This window comes from Helicobacter bilis (genome assembly GCF_001999985.1).
Classification (GTDB): Bacteria; Campylobacterota; Campylobacteria; order Campylobacterales; family Helicobacteraceae; genus Helicobacter_A; species Helicobacter_A rappini.
In genome coordinates, this window is the sequence record NZ_CP019645.1 from 44,621 (window position 1) to 66,911 (window position 22,291).

The following is a 22,291-nucleotide window of genomic DNA, read 5'->3' on the forward strand; positions in this document are numbered from 1 at the left end:
TTTTAGAATCTATTTTTCTAAAATTTCTATAAAGAAACTCTGCAAATTATCAAAGTTTTAGAATCTTTTATATATTATCCCAACTTTCATATATACGCGATTGACGCACGGCTTCATATAGCACTGCCCCAGCACTTGTCGCAAGATTAATGCTACGCACACCCTTTTGCATGGGAATCTTATAGATTTGATTTTTAAAAGATTCTAAAATGTGCAAGGGAAGTCCTGCATCTTCTCTACCAAAATATAAAAATGCTCCGTGTTTTAAATCCGCTTCAAAATATAGCTTTTTTGCCTTTGTGCTAAAGAAAAAATGCGTAGCATCTGGTGTGTGTGTTTGCCAAAAAGATTCTACATTCGCCCATTCATACACTTTTAAGTGTTGCCAGTAATCAAGTCCAGCCCGTTTTAAGTCTTTTTCTTTTGTGCTAAATCCTAAAGGGTGGATTAAATGCAGCATTGCATTTGCTGCGACACAAAGTCTGCCTATATTGCCTGTATTTTGTGGAATCTGTGGTTCTACAAGCACGATGTGAAATAAAGATTGCATAACTATCCTAAAATATTGATTTTATGTAATGTTGAAATATGTGAAATGTATTTTACATTTTTTACAGATAAAAGGCAATTTAATTTTTAATTACTAAGCCTTAAATATTTTTAGATAGAGTGTAGCATTTTTATTAAGAGAGGATAAGACATGAAACGCGTATTGGTCCCATTAGCACAAGGTTTTGAAGAGGCTGAATTTATAGGCATTGTTGATGTATTGCGAAGGGCTGGAGTGGAAGTTTTAGTCGCTGGATTAGAATCTAGTGGTAATGTTAAGGGTGCAAATGGCATTGAGATTAAAGCAGAAGTAGCACTATCTAGCATAGATATAAACTCGCTTGATGGCATAGCTCTTGCAGGTGGTTTCGAAGGTATGCAAAATCTATCCAATAATGCTAAGATTCTAGAAATCATACAAAGGCTACATAAAGATAAAAAGATTGTAGCAGCCATCTGTGCTTCACCAATTGTGTTAAATAAAGCCGGTGTATTATCAAGTGAATTTACTTGTTACCCGGGTTGTGAAGAGGGCATAAATGCAAAAAGGCTGAATGAAGCAGTGGTAATAAGAGATAATGTCATCACTTCTGCTGGTCCTGCGACTGCTATCTTATTTGGTCTTGCTATTACAAAAGCCTTAATGGGTGAAGATGTGTATAAAGGCTTATATGAAGGATTGCAAGTGCCTTTAACAAGGGCTTAGAGTTATAGAATCTTATAAGTAGATAATATGACAAGAGCAATGCTTGATAAGTTTTTGCTTAGTGGAGTGCCACGGGCAATTTTGCTATATGGCGATAGTGATTTTTTGATTTCATATTATTCCAATATGATTCTAAAAAAGCTAAACAGCGAATGTCGGCGTATGTATTTTGAGGAATACGATCATCAAGAAGTGTTAAATTGCTTAGGTGTAAATAGCCTTTTTGGCGGGGTAAATATTCTCGCCTTAAAGCTTTATGCAACCTTAAATAAAAAGCAAATGCAAGATATACTCTATATGCTAGAGCATAATGCTAATAGCTTTTTAATTGTGGAATTTTTGAAATCACCAACAATCACAGATGCAGAATATGCAAAAAGATTTAAAGCTATGGCGGCACTTTTTAAGCCGACTGCAAAGCTAAAAGATATATTTGAAGTAAGGCTTTATCCGCCATTTCGCGATGATATGGTAAAGATTCTATACAATCGGGCGTGTGAGCTTGGATTAAAGGTAGATTCTTCCTTGCTTAACTTCTTGCTTGATGTGCAGCATGATGATTTAGCTATCGCGCATAATGAGCTTACTAAATTTATCTATTATGAGACAATCACACCGCAGTTAATAGAAGAGTTAAGTTATAGTCTCGGTGATGTAAAGTTAGAATCTTTACTGAACTGCTTATTTGATAAACAAGGGCATTTGGGCTTAACACTTCAAACATTGCATGATGAAGGTATGGATAATATGGAGCTTTTGCGTGAGATTACACGATATTTTTATATTCTCTTTAAGCTTTATGGACATTCAAAAACGCATGGCAATATGGATTCTAAAGAAGTGCTAGGCTATAAAGCCCCGCCACAGCTTTTTAATGTATGGCAAAGGCGAAGCCTCAAAATCACAACAGAAAAATATCTCATGCTTTTTGACATTATAAATACATGGCGTGTGCAACAACTACAAGGAAAAGATGTGGTTATGCAACATTTAATAGCAATTCAGCAAATTTTATGATATAATCCCATTTCCAAAAAAACCTTGCTCCAAGCATACTATGTTTGGGGCGGAAACCATAAGGAGAATGTATGCGTCATTATGAAACGGCGTTTATTTTAAAACCGACACTTGTCGAAGAGGAAATTAAGGCAAAGATAGACTTTTTTAAAGAAGTTATCTTAAAAAATGGTGGTCATATTGAGACTTGTTTGGATATGGGTATGCGTAATCTAGCATATCAAATAAAGAAGAATAGCAGGGGTTACTACTTTTGCATTTACTTTAAAGCAGACCCAACTTTGATTGCAGAGCTTGAGCGGTTGTATGGCATTAATGAAGAGGTATTGCGATTTATTGTCATTAAATATGAGAGCAAGAAAGAGCAAGAAGCATGGAAAACACTTGTTGAGAGAGCAAAGAAGCCAGAAAAGCCTAGAACTCTCAAAAAAGATGAAGATAGGGCAGAGAGAACACCTAAAAAAGAGAATGTCCAAAATGAAGAGCAATCTTCTCAAGCAGGACTTTAGGGTATAGGTAAGGCTTGTTGTTATGTTTAATAAGGTGATTATGGTAGGCAATCTCACAAGAGATGTTGAGCTGCGTTATCTTAACACAGGATCTGCACTTGCAACATTTGGATTAGCTTCTAATCGCAGATACAAGAAAGCCGATGGTATGCAGGTTGATGATACTTGTTTTGTTGATGTAACACTTTTTGGACGCACCGCGGAAGTGGCTAATCAGTATCTAAGAAAAGGTTCTAAGGTGCTTATAGAAGGTCGCCTTAACTTTGAAACATGGACTGATCAGCAAGGTGGAAAAAGAAGTAAGCATACAATCATTGCGGAAAGTATGCAAATGCTTGACACAAAGCAACAAAGCGAGTATGGGCAGAATGCTTATGGGCAAACAAATGGCTATGCAAATAGTTATGGTAGCAGCTATGATTCTAGCTATAATCAACAGCAAAACTATCAGTCGCGGTCCTACGACAGAAATATTGGCAATCCATATTCACAAAACACACAGCAAAATAACAATATGGGAATGCAAGGTGGCAATGTAGAACCGCCAGTCATTAATGTTGATGACGAAGAGATTCCATTTTAAATGTTGAGAAATTTTATATGAAAGGAAACACATGGAAAGAAAAAAATATTCAAAAAGGTATTGTAAATATACAGAGGCAAAGATTGATTTTATTGATTATAAAGATGTTGAGCTTTTAAAGCATTCACTTTCAGAGCGTTATAAAATCATGCCTCGTCGTCTTACAGGAAACTCTAAGAAATGGCAAGAAAGAGTTGAGGTAGCTATCAAAAGAGCAAGACACATGGCACTTATACCTTATGTTGTAGATAGAAAAAAAGTTGTTGAGAATCCTTTTAAATTGTAATTTAGATTCAGCACATTTATTTAGAGCTTATCTATTAATTATAGTATATTCTAATATCGCTTCGCTAAAGTTAAACTCGCTACATGAGAAGTAGTAATTGCAGTTTATACTTTGTTAAAAGCGTTTCTTCTCTTTTTCTTTTTTTTTATGTTACTCCCATAGTATCAAGCTATATTTTTAGAATGCATGTCGCAGGCCACAACGGAATACCTAAAGTGTTTTATCATGGCACAAGAGAAAGCATAGGCAATAAAGAAATACTCACCCCAAAACATACAGATGATACAGGAACAAACTATCCTGCTAGATTTTTCTCTAGCTCTCATAATGTTGCCCTAAGCTATACAAAAGAATTACCAAATAGTGATAATGGAATCTATAAAGTATTCTTAAATGCTAAAAATCCTTTAGTCATAGACTTTCAAGGTAAAGACTTTGTAGATAGAAGTGAATTAGCAGATAAGATTTATAAAGGGGAACAATATTTTGATTTAGCTATAAGAAAAGCACTAGATGAAGCTAAAGAGAGTGGAAAGCCATTTGATAGTGTTATTTATAAGAATGTGCGTGATGAGAGATATGGCAGAAGTAAAGAAATAAGTGATACCATAGCTATATTTAATCCTAACCAAATAAAGCATATTGACAATAAAGGAAGCTATACAGATACAAAAGGCAATATTACAAAGACTAAACCAAAGAATAAAGAATCTACACATAAATATTTTAATGAAAACAGCCCTAATATCATGTATGCTAATCCGCAACATTTAGGAGCTGGAGTCTTAAGTGGCAGTGCAGCAGGAATTGAGACTGATGAGAATGGGAATCTCACCTTTAGCCCTGAAAAATTTGCGTTGGGATTGCTAGGTGGAGCGATAGGAAGCAAGGCGGTAAGCAAGATTTATAAGAATAAATCCGCACAAAGATACGCTACACTAGCTATTAAAAGCATACAACAAGACTACAAATCTTTGAGTGAGAATAATCCAGCTATGTTTGCTAAAATAATGCAAAAGTTTAATCCTAGAGATTTTTTAAAAGGCAAAAAGGAAATAAATAGCTTGAGTAATGAAATATTTAACAAAGAGTTAGCAAAAGCCATAGAATCTGCCTTGCAAAATGGTAAAAAGTAGAGACAATGCCGCAAGCAGAGTTTAGAAACTTTGATGAGTTTAAGGGGCAATTTGAAATGGTTAAAGGTAATATAGGCTTTATTAAAACGCCATATAAAGATGTAAAAGTGTCTATCTCTTATGCGTGGAAACATTTTAGAGAGAACACTTACAATACAAACAGAGACAATATAAAAGGTGGCTTCTTTAAAACCTTTAAAGACCCTTTATTTATCGTAGAACAAGCACGAGAAGGACAAAGTAGCCCTAGTGTGTATTTCTATAAGCCATTTTTTGATAATGATAAAAAGCTAATAAATCTGTTTGGAATAGGGATAGATTCTGTTGGAAATATAGATTTTAAGACATACTACTTTGACAAAAAAGAAAATCGATTAAAAGAAATGTTAATGAGCGATAAGATTAAAATTGTATATATGCAAGAAAACCCTTGAGCCCCACCTCTCTCTCACAATCTACCCTATGAGAGCGTGTTTAGCTACATGTCCTCTAGTAGTATTGAGTTAAAACATATAGCAAGGCTTAAAGATACTCGAATTATACCACAAAAAAAGGATTTAAAATGATACAAACAAAAAATCTCACTTTAAAGAAATTCCAAGAGAATTTTGATTTTATAGAAGCTAAGATGAAAGATAGTCAAATATATAAAGACGCCTTAGATAGCTTTGTAAAATATATGCCAAGCTATGCCTTTACAGACGACCAAAAAGCTTTAGCTTATAGCGATTTTATGGCTAAAACATTTTTAGGCGTATTTCAAAGTGCAGTCCAAACTGCATTAACCATAGACCAAAACGAAGTGGCTACAAGAGACGCACAAAATCAAAGTGCTTTAGGCATACTAGGTAAGAAAAAAGAAGTAGCAATGCTATCCAATCAAGTGAAAGAAAGCTTTTTTAAGATACAAGCAAGTAAAATGCAAACAGCACAACTTCAAGCCCAAGCCCTGCAAGATAAAATCAAGGCAGAAGTATTACATAAAAGTGCCAATGATAACGCACAGATAAACAAAGCTAATTGTATGGTAAGTTATCAAAATGTATTATCAAATGCAAATAAACCAGACTTACTCAAAAGCTATGATATGCAGCAAACTACGGTGAATGCACTCAAAGCAATAGGTGAAGCTCCAATCAGTGATTACACAGATGAGTGGAAAAAGGTGCAAATACCTGACTACAATACAGACTTTGATACTACTATACTAGAGATATATGCCACTAAAAGCGTGATAGCTATTGATGAAGTGATAGGATTTCATATTGTTACTTCTATTGAGTTAGTAGAAGTTGAATGGGATTTTGGTGATGGCAAGGTTAGCAATCAAATGTTAAGAGTAGCCAAAAAGATAATATACTCAAATCTTTCAATAAAGAAGGCTCATATAATGTAAGATTAAAAGCTTTAGTAGAAGTTGAGAATAAAGATTATGTTAATGATAAGAGTCAAGATAAGTTTGTGATGAAAGAATACTTTAGAGACTTAGAGATTTTGGTGTGCTAAGTGTTTTTTGCTAGTGTTTAAACGTGTTGTAGAATCTTGTTTTATATGTTTTTGTGTGCTAGATTCTGCATTTTTTAGTTTAAAATCTGTATTTAAGCCAGTGCGACCCTTTCTAAGCTCACACGCCACATTTAAAGCCCAAAATCTAAATTTATGCGTTTTTGTTTGTTTATCAATGTTTCTGTGTCTTTGTGTTTGAGTGTTTTATTCACGCCACATTTGAAAGCCAAAATTGCAATTTTTGCATTTTCAAAGCCCTACAATTCACACGCCACATTTTGCGAGATTTTTATATCTTACATGTTTGTTGATAGTAATATATATAAGAGAGAACATATAAAAAAGATTGTTTGTGAGTTTTTTTGACAAAAACACTATGAAATGAAGCAGACGAAGCGAGAATTTAACAAAATTGCAAGAAAATGTAAGTCATTTATGTAAGTTTAATGGTAGTTTTAAGTGTAATTTCTATCAAAAAAGCAAAACTAGCCACAATGTAGCCTAGTGTAGCTTAGTTTTAGAGCCTTATTTCAGTGGAATATCAGCCAAAATTACACAAATAACACACAAAAACCCTAAATCATGCAAACATAAATCACACTAGCCTTTGCATTCACACAAAAGCCAATCAAAGCAAGACAACTTTACAAGAGCCAATCACACAAGCTACAAAGCTTTAAATATTTAAAAATATTTCAATCTCTCTGCAACTTATCTCATTCTTTAAGATTTTCTATCACACATAAATGACACAAAAAATACACTGATGACACAAATTTTGACACACATATACATTTTATGCCCTATTTTGCGGACTTTGGATAGAATTGTGATTCCAACAATGAAATTTTAAGTTATTTTTAAGTTTTAAATAAAGCTTTATTTAAGCTAGGTTATAAAGCATATTTACGCATTGCAATCACTAAGAACATAGCACACAAGGGGAATTTTTACTCTCACAATAAAATGCAATTACCCACTTATGCTAACTCACTTTATATAAGTTACAATATTACACACAAGCATATAATTTTTAAATTTTTTTTCTAGCTAACTCTTATAAACTTATATAACTAGAGAAAATATCGGTTTTTTGGGAATTTGGGGGGGGGGGGGGAACCAAGAAACTCTTATATACAAACTTGTTGCAAAGCCATTAAAACATGTCTAATCATATCTAATCAATCACATGACTTACAAATTTTGAATAATTATCAATAATTTCACTGCCTTTCCTAAAGCCTAAGCCACATGCTTCATACGCAAAAAATACATTTGCTTGATAAAATGAGCCATTATGCGTATTAAGTGGATAAAACTCTTGATAGATTGCCTTGTGATTAGCGTATTCCCCATCTTTTGAGCTGATAGGCTTACCATTTGCATCGAGAATGCTGACATTTGCCCCTTCTCTACCAAAGGCATGTTTTTTAACCTGCTTTTTATTGAGTGGGTTATAGCTTGTCTCAAGTAATAGTGGGTGATTTGGATACAAATCCCACAGAATCTTTAAAATGCGTTTGCTTTGAAAAAGGATAGTGTAAGCTGGATTTAGAAAAATCGCTTTTTGATTTGCCATAATATCATTGATAATCAAGGCTAGTTCTGGCTCATCAATGCTGATATTCTCCCATGGGATAAACTTAAACCAAAATTCAAAGTTTGTATCATTATAAAAGATTCCATCAGTAGGGCTTAGCTGCACTTCATCAACATAGCAAAAATCTGTATGCAAGCCCGCATCATGTGCCATATCTTGCAAGAATCTAATAGTCTTTTCTTCTTCATCACTACCGCGGATACTTGAGAATAGAATCTTCCAGCCCTCATATATCTCATGGAAATTACTCACATCATCACTCAATGTAATAAGGCGTTGAAAATTTTGTGAAATTGCTGTATAGATATTATTAAATTGTGCATCGCTATCATAGCCATTCGCCTTTAAAAGCGCGTATTGCACTGCTGCACTTTCATATAGCATAGTCGGCGTATCAGCATTAAACTCTAAAAGTTTAATAGGGCTACCATCAAGCCCACCAGCTAAGTCAAAGCGACCATAGATATGCCAATGCACATCTTCTTCAAAACTCTGCACGATTGTATCAATGAGTGAGTTTGGTATATCAAGTTCATAGAAAAGATTATTTTCAATGACATAACCTGCCGCTTCCACATACATATCATATAGCTCATTACACGCATCATAATAGGCATCAGCTTCTGCTTCGCTTACATGTATGAGTTCATTGCTAATGTAATCTGTGTTATCGGGGTCTGTGTGCCAAAGTAGTCCCATGTGTTCAAATTCTTGCTTATTAAAAGGCTTTAGTGTGGTAATACGCATATCTATCCTTTGTGAGTAAAATATTTGCCATTATAGCAAGCTTGCATAAATATGGCGTGGAAGTTAGCTTACAACGCTATAAGGATAGATTTATATTGCAACCTTGTCTTTAAAATTTCTTTTTATTGACATCTTCTAGAATCTTTTTTGCCACTTCATCAAGAGCTATACCTATTTCTTGTGAGTGATTTGCAATGCTTACATTTTGTTGTGTAATGCTCTCTAGTTGTGAGACAGATTCATTAATCTGTTCTATACCTTGTGCTTGTTCCTTTATAGATTCTGCCATGTCATTAATGCTTTGGACTAAAACATTTGTATTTGCTTCGATTTCACCTAAAGACTTTTGCGTTCTTTCAGCGAGTTTTCTTACCTCATCAGCTACGACTGCAAAGCCCCTGCCATGCTCTCCTGCCCTTGCTGCTTCAATAGCCGCATTTAAAGCAAGCAAGTTTGTCTGGTCAGCTATATCTCTAATAATGCTTATAACATTTTTAATATCTTCGCTTTGATTGATAACTTCACCTGTTCTGCCTGAGACATTTTGCATTGATGAAGTGATTTGCTCGATTGCGGTTGCTGTTTGTTGCAGGGAGCTTGCTTGTGTTGTAGCACCTTGTGAGAGTGTATGCACTGATTCTTCTAACTCTTTTGACTTAGAATCAAGTTCTTTTGCATATTGTGCTGATACTTGTAACATAGACACAATAGAATCTCCAAGCTGATTTAATCCTGCTTCTAGCCCCTGTGCGTTCTCAATCCTTGGTGTGAAGTCATTTTGCTCAAATGATTCAAATACCTTTTTTGCTTCAGCAAGATTGTCGCCCACAAGCAAGAAAAGTGTATGAGACATTTCATTTAGGGAATCTTTTAGCTTATTTATTTGTGGATTATGGCTTTCATGTGTTACATTTTTGCCAAATCTCCCTTCTTTTGCCTCATTGACAATCTCCATAACTTCATCAACAAGCATAGAATCTTGCTTCAGTGAATGCTGTGTCTTTTCAATATTAGAATCTATGGCTTGAGCCATCAAACCAAACTCATTATTTGCTGTGATTCCAATCTTTGCGGCATGACTTTTTTCATGATTAAGAAACGCAAAGAAATCAACTAAACCACGAGAAATTTGTGTAAGCGGTTTAAGATAGTATCCAACAGCAGCATATAACATAAGGCTAATAACCAATGCTGATACAAGTCCAACGCCTATTTGAATATAGCCTATACGAGTGATAGGACCCTCTATATTTTCGATAGGCTCAAAAGAGCATAGCGTATAGGTGGCAAACTCATTGCTTTTGCTTGTTTTACATTGTGTTATTTTATCAACGCCATTGTCATTGACTACAAAATCTTCATAATCTTTTGTTTGACTTGATATTGTAGCAATCTGTTTAAAAATAGGAAGTTCTTTTAAAATAATGTCCTTATTTGTAGCAACATAGGGGATATTTGCATTATCTAACGCAAATATATTGCTACCTGTGGCACTAAGATCATCAAAGACTTTTTGCAATGAAGTCAGTAAGATATCAATACCAACGACACCTATTAGCTGTCCATTTTTATGTATCGGTATAGCATAGGTAACGCTTGGTTCCCCTGTAACATCGTCTTGATACACTTCTGTTTGAAATAATCCATTATTTTTTACTGCCCCGATATACCAGCCGCGTTGTGCGGCATTATAGCTTTGCCCTTGACCGCCCCTTACGCTAAAAAGCTTGGTTGTATTTGTAATATTATCTTCTATAATCTCACCTGTTGGCAAACCAATATAGCTTCCAAGTAGTCCTGCAGTGATTCTGTGTCCCCTTAATAATGGTCCAACATTAGCAATAATCTCTTCTTTAGAATCTAGCTTTTCATAAGGCATAGATTCTATCATGGTAGCAAGTCCCTTCAGTGCGGTAGCAGATCGCATATTTACATCTTGCAACATTAAATCAACGGCATGTAGCTGATCTGCTTGTGCATGCAGGGCATTCCCCATTGACACCTTTTTATTCATTATCATATTGCCGATACTAAGTCCTATAATTGCCATAGCAATGATAAGACTAGCAATGAGGGCTACTCGAGTTTTAACAGCTAAATTCACAATTATCTCCCTTCACAATGAAATATTTTTTTTTGTATGCTATCAACTTACTTTTTCACAATGAATGTTTTTTGAGACTGAATAAACATAATATATTGTAAGTAGATGAAGCAGTAGCTTTGTAGCTTACGCGATAAACTAAGGGTGTATTCTATAAGATGAGTTTAAATTATTTATAAATTTCGTAAAGTTTTATTTACAAAATTTATAAATCTACAAAATATGTTTCTTTATTACACAAATGAATTTAACAAAGCGATTTATTGTGATCTTTTTTGCAATATTTTCATATTTTATAATACTTGTTGTGTGAGATATATTGTTTCATTCTTTTACCTGTTTTTGAATCTTATCTATAATATTTGTTGTGCTTTTGTTATCAATGAAATCAATGAGTTGCACAGATTTTGCATATTCTGCGCCAATTACAACTTTGTCTTTATAATCTGCACCTTTGACTAGAATATCTGGTTTAATCTGTGAGATAAGATTCTTAGGTGTGTCTTCATCAAAAATAATGACATAACTCACACATGCAAGACTTGCTAGGATAAATGCTCTATCAATTTGTGAGTTAATAGGTCTATCTTTTCCTTTTAATCTTTTTATAGAATCATCGCTATTTAAGCCGACTATAAGCACATCGCCAAGCTTTCTAGCTTTTTCTAAATAGCTCACATGTCCGTAATGTAAAATATCAAAGCAGCCATTTGTAAAGACTATTTTCTTACCATTTACATTTTCTTGTATTTCTAAAAAGTTTGTGGCAATCTTTGCTTTAGCGTCTTTTATAATTCTTTTTGGGGCTAGATAGTCTTGTATCTCTTTAAGTGTAGCAGTAGCAGAGCCGATTTTGCCAATCACAACAGCAGCAGCAGCATTTGCAAACTTTGTAGCCTCTTCTATACTCTCACCTTTTGCAAGTTGCAAGGCAAGGGCAGCAATCACGGTATCACCTGCACCACTTACATCATAGACTTCTTTTGCGATTGTAGGCTTTTTGTGTAATGCTAAATCGCTATCAAGATAGGCAATTCCTTCTTCGCTAAGCGTGATTAAAGGATAAGTTAGGCTGCAGATTTTACGCATTTTTTGCAAAGCTTCAAGCAGGGTTTTATCATTATGTATATTTACATGTGTGGCTTCCATTGCTTCCTTTTTATTTGGTGTAAGCAATGTAGCGTGTTTGTATTTTGCATAGTCGCTGCCTTTTGGATCGCATAATACTGGTATATCAAAACTATTTGCAAGTTTGATTAGCTTTTGTGTGAAAGCTGGACTTAGCACACCTTTTAGATAATCGCTTAGAATCATGCAATGATAAGTCGTAATGCTGCCTTGTATATCTTCAAACATGGCTTCATAGATTTTAGATTCTAAAGGGGTATTGCTTTCTTTATCAAGTCTTAGCATTTGATGCTTTGATGCCATTATACGCATTTTTGTAGTCGTTGGGCGATTTGATTTATAGCAGTGAGAATCTATGCCTTTATTCACAAGAAAATCATGTAATAAGCTACCCTCTGCATCATTGCCTACAACGCCATATATAGATACAAAAGCCCCCATTGCAATTAAGTTATTTGCTACATTACATGCCCCACCTAGACTAAAATTCTCTTCTTCTATCCGCACAACAGGCACAGGGGCTTCAGGGGATAATCTATTCGCACTTCCCCATATATATTTATCAAGCATTAAATCCCCGATAACAAGGATTTTTATTCTCTCTACTGCCATGTTTTCTTCCCTTCTTTTATGTCATTATAGATAGATTCTATATGTGGAATGTAGTCTTTTATCCCAGATTCTAATGTGTAGTTTGGTGTGTAGTTTGGTAAAAAGTTTGTGCTATCTGCTAAAGTGTGGTTTTGAAAGAATGGATATGGATTTTTAATATACTGCACTTCAAAGCTTACTTTTAGATTCTCTTTTAGAATCTCAACAATATCATTATAACTACGCGAGATTCCACTGCCGACATTATATATTGCCCCATGCTCTAGCCATGACTGCATAATATTTTGTGATTTTGCTAAGAAGTCATGCCCAAATAATTTTTGCAATACAATATCTTGTGTTTGTGGTGTTTGCTGCATGTTTATATCATTGAAAGTCTTGTGGATTCTATGCCATTCTTTTGCTTGTTTATTTTTATCTCTTAAACCATAGGTTAGCATAAGTAGCTCCATAGCCCTTACATTTGCCTGCACGACATCATGGATACAGACAAAATCTCTTTGTTGTTCTCCAAACTCAAATAGCTTTACTACTCTATCATTTAATGCTTGCAATGATAGCTGAAGTATCATAGATGAAGTCTTGTATTTATAAAACTCATATCTGCCATATACATTAAAGTAACGCAAACCTATAAGCCCTATGCCCTTTTCTTGCAAACTCTTTTGTAATCTCACATTTTCCTTATCCATGCAAAGCTTTGAGAAGCCATAGATATTTTCTGGAATCTCATTTGTCCCAACGCTATTTGGAATCTCTGTATTACCATAGACTGCGGCTGAACTTGCGTATATAATATGTGCTTCATGCTTCATAGCAAGTTTGATTAGGGCTTTAAAAGCATTGAAATTTACCTGCATAACATGACGCATATCCATGCAAGTGGTATCTGAAACTGCGGCTTCATGCAGGATATAATCTATCTTGCCATAGTCTCTTTGCAATGATTTTAACTCTTTTTCATTTGCAATATCAAGTGATAAGACCTCAACATTTGGGTAAAGAGAGAGATTCTTAAAATGCCCTAGTGTTGTGGGATTGCCATTAGGAAAAGTCTTAGAATCTCGAAAATAATCAAGGGCTAGAATCTTGCAGTCTTTATGATGTGTAGCAAAATATTCTACAAGATTACTACCTATAAATCCTGCTGCCCCTGTGATTAGTATTGTCTTATTATTAAGTGTTAGAGAATCTGGCTTTGTTGTTTGCTGTGTATTTACGCTTTGCATGGATTTGCCTTATATGTGTAAAGTATTGTGTGATTTTAGCATGTTTTTGTGAGTATTGCTTTAAACTGCTGGGGTTACATAAAGTGGTGTGCAAGATTCTAAAAAATCATTATGTATAAGTCTGTATGGTAAAAATAGTGTTGATAAATCTAAACTATCATTTATGTTACTTGCATTTATGTTACTTGGGGCAATATGAATATAATCTTTAACATTAGAATCCGTGATAACCACATGTTTAGAATCTGGTTTAAGATAAAAAGACATATTTGCAAATGCTTTTATCTCATTTGTTTGAGCAAAATAGAAACTATTTGTAGCATATAGCTTAATATCGCTACTTAAAGCAAGGGTATGTAAAAATACATGCGTAAGCTTTATAGCACTCAAACTCCCAACCCCACGGGAATAATAGATCGCATTTAAGGGCATAAAATATGAGAGTAGATATAAGGCTTTAGTGAGATTACAATCAAGTTTTATAAAATCTATGTTGGTTTTAGAATCTATTTTTTCATTCAAGTATATATTGTGTTTAGTGTCTAGATTCTCTAAATTCGCACCTTTGTCTATACAATTTGGGCGATTGGCTGAATTAGTTTGATTACTATATGTAGAATCTATGGAATCTTTTATATCAAGAGATTCTAAAATATGCTTTATCTCTTTATTCTCTTTTAAAAAACTAGAATCAATCAAGCATTCAGCTAAACTGCATTTAGATAGCACTTCAGGTGTGAGTAAAGATTCTAAACTTGTATAAGTAGTCTTTTTATCTAAACTATGTGATACAAAAAGCAAGGGTAAAACATCGCTTGTCTTCCCATCTATACGCAAAATGAAAATAAGCTTTGGGGCTTTATTTTCTAGTGTGCTTTCATTATCTGCTTTATCAGTATATACCGCTTCTTTTAAACTCGCTTTATTTATTTTATCTTCATTTGGACTCATATCTTCATAATAGATTCCAAGTGTCGTTGGAGTGCCTATGCTTAGTAATATAGCTTTATACATACTTTTCCTTACCCTTGCACTTCCTTGTGATTATGATTCTTTAGAATCTTAATTAAGATAATTCACAAGTGAAAGGTTATTAATGCGATTTGTTGATGATAGCACAGCTTGATAGTTATTACTTAGATTTGTGAATTTATTATAAGTTTCTGCCAAATCTGCTCCTATCGTATCGCCTTTAATACCGCTTACTTGCGTTTTAATAATCTCATTTCTTGCCACAGAGTTTTGGAATGTGCGAGTATGAGCTCCATTTTTAGATATGACTTTTTCTATATGATCGCTTAAATGATCGATTAATTCAATGCAATTTTGGATACCAAGACTTTTCATTGTATCATCATATCTTTGCCCATGTAATGCCCCTGCACGATAGATTCCATCTCTTACAGACTGGATCGCATCATCTAGCCCTCTAAAGAAGTGAATCTTTGGATCATCTACTACAAGAGAACCATTTGCATTAAGTCTTACATTCGCATTTGAATAACGGATAGCTTCCGGGCTAAAGTCGTCTTGTGCTTTGTCATAAAACATCATTGTCATACGAGTAATTGCCCTTAAATTATCTTGAATTTCAATCTTTCCTTCGCTATCAAAGTCAATGGTAATGTTTGATTTTGCTCTATCTAGCAATTCTTCATACGCATCTTTTTGTGCTTGAGTGGGCTTACCGCCTTTTACTTGTGCTGCACTAAGAGATTTATCATCTTCATTACTATAATTTAGCGCAATAGACATAGCGTCCATAAGCTGCCTATAAGTTACAGAATCTCCATCGCTAATGGTTACTGCTGGTGGCTCATCATAAGGATCAAATAATGGAATCTTTATAGTTTTATCACTATGTTGTGCGGGTAGCTCTAAAAAGCTTCCTTGTTTTGTAAAAGTAATACTTGCTTCAAGCTCTATCCCATTATGATCGTGCAGTTTAAAACCATAGGTTTTGCCATTGAGTGAGCCATCTGTTACTTCAATAAGCTTTGTATGATCGTTTGCAAGCACAGAAGTCCCTGATAGAGATTGTGAAATATTGCCTCTAATCTTTGAGCCTAGTTGTTGGAATCCAGTCTTTGTATAACTCACACCAAGACTTGAGGTAAAGCCATTCACCTCTTCTTCACTCTCACCAAGCGTTTCAAGGCGTATAGAAAAGCCCCTTTCTCCATCAAATGGCGGCTTTAGTGTATCTGTGCTTTTATTTCGCACATTTCTATCATAGATATTTATTTGTCCATGGTCTAATTCCACATCAATATTACCACCAAAATACTCTTTAATCGCATCAAATAAATCTCTTACTTCCTGCCCTCTTATATCAAACAATAAAGGCTCACCTAACTCTCTATTGCTAATCGTGCCATCTTTTTCATTTGGCGGTGTGCCTGTGATTTTAATATATCTTGTTGGCACGGATAGAATATCCTCTAGCTTTGTGTCTATCTCTGTCATTACATTATCTTTGCGGATAAGTGTCGTTGGGATATGTGTAAGGCGATTATCATATAAATCATTCACACCTTTAAGATTACTCGCACTAAATTCTGAAGTAAGATTCTGACTGCTATATACCTGCACTCTTGCCCCAAGCTTCTCAAGGTCGGCTAGATTCTCTACATCAGCTTCACTTGAAATCATGTGAAAGTCAATACTAGAGCTACCGGGCTTTAAGTCTTTAATCTCAATTTGCCCCCAGTTATTCAACCGCACATCAACGACTTTTGTCGCATGCGTATTGCCAAATGCCTTGCCGATTCTATCAAGCAAGTCTCTAACCGTCGTAGCATTCTTTGGATTTGTAAAGCCCACATCTAGGGCAAACTTTTCTTTAAAGCTTTGACCGCGACTATTTACCCCTTGCACATAGAAATACTCTTTTCCGTTATTTCGTGGATTATTATCATTATCGCCTATTAAGTCTCTAAGCGTATCATCTTCTTTGATATATACTTCAGTTGGCTCACTATGCTTTTCGGAATTATCCATAATTGCTGGGTGAAGTCGCGTTTGATTAAGCATTCTCCCATTTGTTGTAATGAGTCTGTGTTTATCATTATCAAAACCATAGAAAAGCTCTTCACCTGTAATATTAAATGGGACTAGATTCTTAGAACTCACAAGTGCGCTTAACTCTTCATCATTGCCATAATAATTCCCCACAGAATCAAAAGGCTGCACATCGACTTTACTTCCCGCAAAGATAAACTTCCCACCCACAGAAGTATTTGCAATGCTAATAATATGTGCTTTTGTAGCCTCTAAATCTCTTGCTAATGCTTCCCTTGAAGTTGGCGTATGCAAGTCATTTGCTGCGTGTAAAAGCTTTGTTTTAAACTGCACCATCGCAAGTGAAATCTCTTGCAAAGCCTTATCTGTATTTAGAGTTTGAGTCTCTGCTGTGCGTGCTACATCTATGCCTTGCTGCAAAGTCGTCTCATCATATTCTAGCTTTAGATTCTGATTTGACACACTTGCATCTTGCCAACCATACTGAATCTTTTTACCACTTGCAATCTTTGTATTCATATCATTAAGGTTTGAGGTAATATTGCCATTATTATTTAGCATTTGATTGTATTTTGTCCCAAATGTTACTCTCATTATCGCAACCTTCTCTTAATTTTCACAAGGCTAATCAGCTTGTGTTTATCTCTGTTTAGAGTATTAGCAACGACTTAAGCAATTAGCATTCCATTAAAACTTAAATATGGAATAACATTTGCTAAAACACAATAAATTATAAAGTTAAGGGGTTATTGTGCTATCACATATCTATTCACCATGGCGAAGTGGCTACTTTTCATCAGATTGCAGTGAAGAATGTGTATTTTGTGATATAGCAAATAATCCACATAATGATACAAAAAATCGTGTCTTTTATAGAGATTCTATATGCTTTGGCGTTATGAATCTATATCCATATATGCCCGGACATTTCATGCTTATCCCACATAAACATATTGACACACCAACACTTCTATCACAAGAAGAATGGCAACATTTAAATACCTTATCACAAAAGGCTATCGCCATGTTAGAAGAGTATGGGGCAAGCGGTATAAACATGGGGATAAATATCAAAAAAGCAGCAGGGGCAGGTATCCCAGAGCATTTACACCTGCATTTTGTCCCGCGTTTCATAGGCGATACAAATTTTATTACCAGCATTGCAAATAGTCGTGTGTATGGTGTCGATTTTGATTCTATTTATGATAAAATTTCATCTCTTGCAAAGAAGCATTTATATAACTAAAAGGGAATAAAATGAAAAAAATCTATGTTTGTTTATGTTTTATTTTTGGAATCTTAAAGGCAAATCAATATGATTATTTGCTGTTTAGCCATGTTTTAAGCGATGTGGAAAGTGGCTTTGACCTAAAAGCTGATGTAAATGCTAGATGGCAGGGAAACACTCCCTTATATACCGCGGTGAAAAATAATCATTTAGAAATCGCATATTTACTTATCATGGGTGGGGCTGATGTCAATGCGATAAATCATGGAAAGACCGCATTGCATGAAGCCGTGCGTAATAAAAATGCCTATATAACACAACTCTTAGTAACCGCTGGGGCAAAAGTAAATATACAAGATGAGAGTGATGGTAACACGCCCTTGCATTATGCGGCATTAAATAGCGATAGACAAACGCTTAATATCCTTACAAACGCACAAGGCGATATGAATACTCCAAATTTTCAGGGCATAACTCCCGCTCAAATTGCAATGAGAGAGATTACAATCCCCCCAATAATCATTGAAGACTACAATCTTGCGGTAAGTGCAAGTGCGTTTAAAATCACAAATAGTGCGGTTATTTTTAATATTAGAAATCTTACAAATGAGCCTTTGGTTATCTTTAATACAGGCTTATATCTTAATGGTAACTTAATCGCAAGTAGTCAAAAGCCACTCACAATCCCTGCTGGCACAACTATCACAAATATTAATACCATACCGATTGGCACACATGGAATCTACGCCTTAAAAGTCGATAAAGATGGGCAAGTCGATATTAAAGCTGGATTTAGCATCGACTATCAAGCAGAAGGCAGAATGGAGAGAGCATTTAATAGCACAACAATGAAGCTAAGATTGTGGAATCCACCGCCAAAAAAGCAAACAAAGCCTAGAGATTCTGAAAAATAGCTTATTGGCATTTTGAGAGTAATTTTTATAGCATTATGCTATGTATCACAATCTTTAGAGATTCAAACATACAGCCATAAGTTAGAGTATCTTTGTAAAATTTAGCAACTTAGAATCTTAAAAGCGGTTTTTTAAACACAATAAGCAAATTTACCTTATTTCCTATTTTATTATGAAGCTATAAAAGCTAATGTTTAAAATGCGTAGAGAGTAAATTGGATTTATGACACATTTATATTAATAATGCAAGACATTATAAGTGTAGATACAACTTGCTGTTACACTATTGTTCAATATATCTATAATTTATTGCATTCTCAACTTAGATTTTATTTTGCATGAAATCTGAATTCTAAAACAGCTTGTTGCGTTGAAGAACACGAAACTTCTATGTATATGTGTGTCTAAACAAAGTTTAGATTCCGTAAATATGTTTTTTACTCAACACACAAAATAAAGATTTGCAACAAACGCAAAGAACTTAGAATCTAATTGATCCTGTATCCCATTAAAGCTAGGAATCCAATCTCTAAACATTTTAAATCTCAATATACTAAAAGGGGTAGGGGGGATTTAACTATCTAAACAATATGTGATAAATCCAAGCAAGATTTAAGAATACAAGATAGAATCTATTTCTTTAATATTGCTGTGCCTATGCCTTTATTTGTAAAAAACTCTAGAAGTAGGCAATGCTGCACTCTTCCATCGAGTATATGCACACGAGAAACGCCATTGTGAATAGCATGTATGCAACTTTGTAACTTTGGTATCATACCGCCGCTTACTTTGCCTGTGTCGATAAGATTTTGTGCCTCACGCAAACTAAGCTCTGAAATAAAAGAATCTTTATTATCATAATCCTCATACACGCCCTCAATATCACTCAAAAACACAAGCTTTTCAGCATGTAGGGCTTCAGCAATCGCACATGCTGCATCATCGGCATTAACATTGTAGCTATTATGATCGCTCCCTATACCAACAGGGCAAATCACAGGCACAAAGCCATCTTGCAAAATCGCACTTACAAGTGTCGTATCCACATGCACTACTTCGCCAACATAGCCAAGATTCTCACTATCCTTTGGTCGCACTTGCAGCATTCTGCCATCTTTGCCACTTATGCCGCATGCTTGCACGCCAAACTCACATAACATACCCACGATGTCTTTACTGATTTTATTTAACACCATTTCAACGATTTTCATCGTATCTTTATCAGTAACCCTTAAGCCGTCCTTAAACTTTCGTTCAATCTTTACGACTTCTAGCCATTTATCAATATCCTTGCCCCCGCCATGCACGATAATGGGTTGGAATCCGATTGAATGAAGTAGGGCTACATCGCGTATCAAACTTTTTTGCAATTCTTCGTTTAACATGGCACTTCCGCCATACTTTATCACCATTGTTTTGCCACGGAATAGCTGGATATAGGGCAAAGATTCTATTAATATTTTTGCCTTGTCTTGCCACTCTTTCATTGACTTTTCTTTGTCCATTTGTGTATCCTTCTGGTTGTAGAAAAATCTTATTGTAGCATATTTATTGTGTGAATATTGTTTTATTGTTGCTTAGAATCTAGTGTGTGGTGTAAAGTTTTGACATATTTTTGGTTTGTTTGGCAGATAGCCATACAATGTAATTATATTTAGAAACTAAATTAATATTTATATTCAACGTATAAAGATTTTACAAACATAATATCCCACGCATTTTGTAGCAATACGCGATAGCCTTTTGTGTGTAAAAAGTCTATTATTTGCTCTTTAGATTCTGTGTAATTATGCTCTATTGTCATCACGCTGAAGCTATATTTGTCAAAATCTATGCCTTTTAGCACTTCCATTTCACCACCCTCAACATCTAAAGTCATAAAATCTATATGAAAAATATTGGGGTAATTTTGCATAACTTCATTAAAAGTTGCAGTTTGCACTGAAAAAGTCTTAGTTTGCCCTAACTCATCAAGGCGACCTTTATGGTGCTGTGTCAAGTTTAGCTCTAATGTATCAAGCACAGAACATTCAGAATCTGAAGCTACAAGGGTTGTTGTGCCGATATTTTTGGAGAAAATCGCAAGGTTATAGGTATCACATTTTCTATTTTTCTTTAATTCTTCAAAGGTTTTTGGATTGGCTTCAACGCAAAATCCATTCCACCCAAGTCGCTCAAATAAATAGCTATTATTAATATTCACTCCATCATGTGCGCCTATATCGACAAAAAAGCCTCGTTTCTTTTTATGCAGAATAGAATAGGCTAGGGCGTCTTGTCCAAGCTGCCCACAGAATGTTTCATTTTGCAGGTTTGATAGCCATAGAGAATCTATGAGATATTCAACTCGATTTACCTTTTCCTGCATGTTGAGTAAAATGCTCTCATTGCTGTATTTTTTCTTCTTACGCTGATATACTGGGATACCAAATAATTTATATCGCTTTCTTATGCTGTTTCGAATCTGTTTTTTATGTGTCGTGAGTAGGGGGATACCCAATATCTTTCTTACTTCCTTATTGCCATCTATCTCTTTACTGATAATACCCATGCTAGTCCCTTATATTTTGATGTCAGCTATTCTACAAAAAAAAAAAAACGATTCAAGAGATAATGAAAAATAGCCTTAGTTTTATATTTTTAATTTGCATTGAGGTTGCATAATGGAATACAAAGGATTCTATAATTTAAGGGTTTTGGAGTTTCAAAGCTATTTCATTTATGGAATAGGGTAGGGCGGTGCAATCTATTCTTACAACAAGCCTTACTCTATTACTAGATGTATTTAATGATACTAAAAGCATTTAAAGTTATTTATATGGTAATTTTATAGTCAATATAATCAAAATTTCTATATATTTTTACTAAATATTTATGATTATTAGTAATTAATTGATAAAAAGTAAATAAAATTTCATGTTAATCTTTTACACGAATGCAGAATCAGAGTGTTACAAAATGATGAGTTCTTGTGAAAGTAATCTTAATTAAGTGAGGTTGAAATGACTATTGAAAATTTTGAACATCAGCTAAAAGTGCTGAAACTGAAAAAAAAAGAATTTGCGGCAATGGTAAATGCGGGATATACTGGGGTTGTAGGCTGGAATTCTCGCGGCACAACGCCTGAATGGGTAGATAGTTGGCTTGCAAACTATGCAAAAGCAAAGAAATATGATGAGATCAGAACAATCATCGAAGATAAATTAGAGGCTGATGATAGAGAAGAGGATAAGGCACAAATTTATGGCGGCATGAATATATAAGCTACTACACAAATCTCTTATATATTTGCTTTAATATTTTTGCAACGACATTACAGAAAAGTTGTTGTGTGTATATTTGCTATCGTTTTATTACATAGCGTTGCAAGATTGAAGTTTAATTCTTGCTTAAATCTCTCTTTATTTCTTATCAAT

General features: G+C 34.6%; 21 protein-coding genes. 11 read left to right on the top strand and 10 right to left on the bottom strand.

What is annotated here, in order from left to right:
- Window positions 1–67: 67 nt before the first annotated feature.
- Window positions 68–550 carry a tRNA (cytidine(34)-2'-O)-methyltransferase gene (locus tag XJ32_RS00195; protein ID WP_077387939.1) on the bottom strand — a complete coding sequence of 161 codons (483 nt, stop codon included), beginning with the start codon at window positions 548–550 and terminating at the stop codon, window positions 68–70.
- A gap of 150 nt (window positions 551–700) precedes the next feature.
- Here XJ32_RS00195 and XJ32_RS00200 point away from each other — a divergent pair, with 150 nt between their 5' ends.
- From XJ32_RS00200 to XJ32_RS12510, 8 genes are all read left to right on the top strand, one after another.
- Window positions 701–1,255 carry a DJ-1 family glyoxalase III gene (locus XJ32_RS00200; protein ID WP_034580248.1) on the top strand — a complete coding sequence of 185 codons (555 nt, stop codon included), beginning with the start codon at window positions 701–703 and terminating at the stop codon, window positions 1,253–1,255.
- 27 nt (window positions 1,256–1,282) lie between these two features.
- Window positions 1,283–2,272 (top strand): hypothetical protein, encoded by a 990-nt coding sequence (locus XJ32_RS00205; protein ID WP_077387940.1) that lies wholly within the window; start codon window positions 1,283–1,285, stop codon window positions 2,270–2,272.
- A 71-nt stretch (window positions 2,273–2,343) separates the two neighbouring features.
- The gene (gene rpsF, locus XJ32_RS00210) at window positions 2,344–2,781 is read left to right on the top strand and encodes a 30S ribosomal protein S6 (protein ID WP_004087749.1); all 438 of its coding nucleotides are present in this window, start codon (window positions 2,344–2,346) and stop codon (window positions 2,779–2,781) included.
- A gap of 22 nt (window positions 2,782–2,803) precedes the next feature.
- Window positions 2,804–3,364, top strand: coding sequence for a single-stranded DNA-binding protein (locus tag XJ32_RS00215; protein ID WP_077387941.1), 561 nt, complete (start codon window positions 2,804–2,806; stop codon window positions 3,362–3,364).
- Between the two features lie 31 nt (window positions 3,365–3,395).
- Window positions 3,396–3,650, top strand: a complete 255-nt coding sequence (gene rpsR / locus XJ32_RS00220) for a 30S ribosomal protein S18 (protein WP_004087751.1) — start codon at window positions 3,396–3,398, stop codon at window positions 3,648–3,650.
- A 215-nt stretch (window positions 3,651–3,865) separates the two neighbouring features.
- Window positions 3,866–4,786: an ADP-ribosyltransferase-containing protein gene (locus XJ32_RS00225; protein WP_077387942.1), complete on the top strand. Its 921-nt coding sequence runs from the start codon at window positions 3,866–3,868 to the stop codon at window positions 4,784–4,786.
- Window positions 4,787–4,791: 5 nt separating this feature from the next.
- A complete protein-coding gene (locus XJ32_RS00230) occupies window positions 4,792–5,220 on the top strand; it encodes a hypothetical protein (protein WP_077387943.1) in 429 nt (142 codons plus the stop codon).
- Between the two features lie 128 nt (window positions 5,221–5,348).
- Window positions 5,349–6,182, top strand: a complete 834-nt coding sequence (locus tag XJ32_RS12510) for a hypothetical protein (RefSeq protein WP_254422350.1) — start codon at window positions 5,349–5,351, stop codon at window positions 6,180–6,182.
- Between the two features lie 89 nt (window positions 6,183–6,271).
- Here the strand turns inward: XJ32_RS12510 and XJ32_RS11590 are convergent, their stop codons facing one another.
- The 7 genes from XJ32_RS11590 to flgL form a co-directional block, all read right to left on the bottom strand.
- Entirely contained in the window at window positions 6,272–6,421 is a 150-nt protein-coding gene (locus XJ32_RS11590) for a hypothetical protein (protein ID WP_155761410.1), read from the bottom strand.
- 1,048 nt (window positions 6,422–7,469) lie between these two features.
- Window positions 7,470–8,639 carry a glutathionylspermidine synthase family protein gene (locus XJ32_RS00245; protein WP_077387944.1) on the bottom strand — a complete coding sequence of 390 codons (1,170 nt, stop codon included), beginning with the start codon at window positions 8,637–8,639 and terminating at the stop codon, window positions 7,470–7,472.
- A 109-nt stretch (window positions 8,640–8,748) separates the two neighbouring features.
- Window positions 8,749–10,743, bottom strand: a complete 1,995-nt coding sequence (locus tag XJ32_RS00250) for a methyl-accepting chemotaxis protein (RefSeq protein WP_077387945.1) — start codon at window positions 10,741–10,743, stop codon at window positions 8,749–8,751.
- 324 nt (window positions 10,744–11,067) lie between these two features.
- Complete coding sequence (gene rfaE1, locus XJ32_RS00255; protein ID WP_077387946.1) at window positions 11,068–12,483, bottom strand: D-glycero-beta-D-manno-heptose-7-phosphate kinase; 1,416 nt, start codon at window positions 12,481–12,483, stop codon at window positions 11,068–11,070.
- Window positions 12,474–13,712, bottom strand: a complete 1,239-nt coding sequence (locus XJ32_RS00260; protein WP_077387947.1) for an NAD-dependent epimerase/dehydratase family protein — start codon at window positions 13,710–13,712, stop codon at window positions 12,474–12,476. The genes rfaE1 and XJ32_RS00260 overlap by 10 nt, the downstream gene beginning before the upstream one ends.
- Window positions 13,713–13,772: 60 nt before the next feature.
- The gene (locus XJ32_RS00265; RefSeq protein WP_077387948.1) at window positions 13,773–14,726 is read right to left on the bottom strand and encodes a hypothetical protein; all 954 of its coding nucleotides are present in this window, start codon (window positions 14,724–14,726) and stop codon (window positions 13,773–13,775) included.
- 48 nt (window positions 14,727–14,774) lie between these two features.
- Window positions 14,775–17,327 (bottom strand): flagellar hook-associated protein FlgL, encoded by a 2,553-nt coding sequence (flgL, locus tag XJ32_RS00270; protein ID WP_005217831.1) that lies wholly within the window; start codon window positions 17,325–17,327, stop codon window positions 14,775–14,777.
- Between the two features lie 157 nt (window positions 17,328–17,484).
- Between flgL and XJ32_RS00275 the strand changes: the two genes are divergently transcribed.
- Complete coding sequence (locus tag XJ32_RS00275) at window positions 17,485–17,979, top strand: HIT family protein (RefSeq protein ID WP_077387949.1); 495 nt, start codon at window positions 17,485–17,487, stop codon at window positions 17,977–17,979.
- 11 nt (window positions 17,980–17,990) lie between these two features.
- The gene (locus tag XJ32_RS00280; RefSeq protein WP_077387950.1) at window positions 17,991–18,875 is read left to right on the top strand and encodes an ankyrin repeat domain-containing protein; all 885 of its coding nucleotides are present in this window, start codon (window positions 17,991–17,993) and stop codon (window positions 18,873–18,875) included.
- Window positions 18,876–19,507: 632 nt separating this feature from the next.
- On the opposite strand, the gene argB is transcribed toward XJ32_RS00280, so the two are convergent.
- Window positions 19,508–20,362: an acetylglutamate kinase gene (argB, locus tag XJ32_RS00285; protein WP_027338288.1), complete on the bottom strand. Its 855-nt coding sequence runs from the start codon at window positions 20,360–20,362 to the stop codon at window positions 19,508–19,510.
- Between the two features lie 179 nt (window positions 20,363–20,541).
- Entirely contained in the window at window positions 20,542–21,426 is an 885-nt protein-coding gene (locus tag XJ32_RS00290) for an FkbM family methyltransferase (RefSeq protein ID WP_077387951.1), read from the bottom strand.
- Window positions 21,427–21,877: 451 nt separating this feature from the next.
- On the opposite strand from XJ32_RS00290, the gene XJ32_RS00295 reads away from it, so the two are divergent.
- The gene (locus XJ32_RS00295) at window positions 21,878–22,138 is read left to right on the top strand and encodes a hypothetical protein (RefSeq protein ID WP_004086953.1); all 261 of its coding nucleotides are present in this window, start codon (window positions 21,878–21,880) and stop codon (window positions 22,136–22,138) included.
- Window positions 22,139–22,291 lie beyond the last annotated feature (153 nt).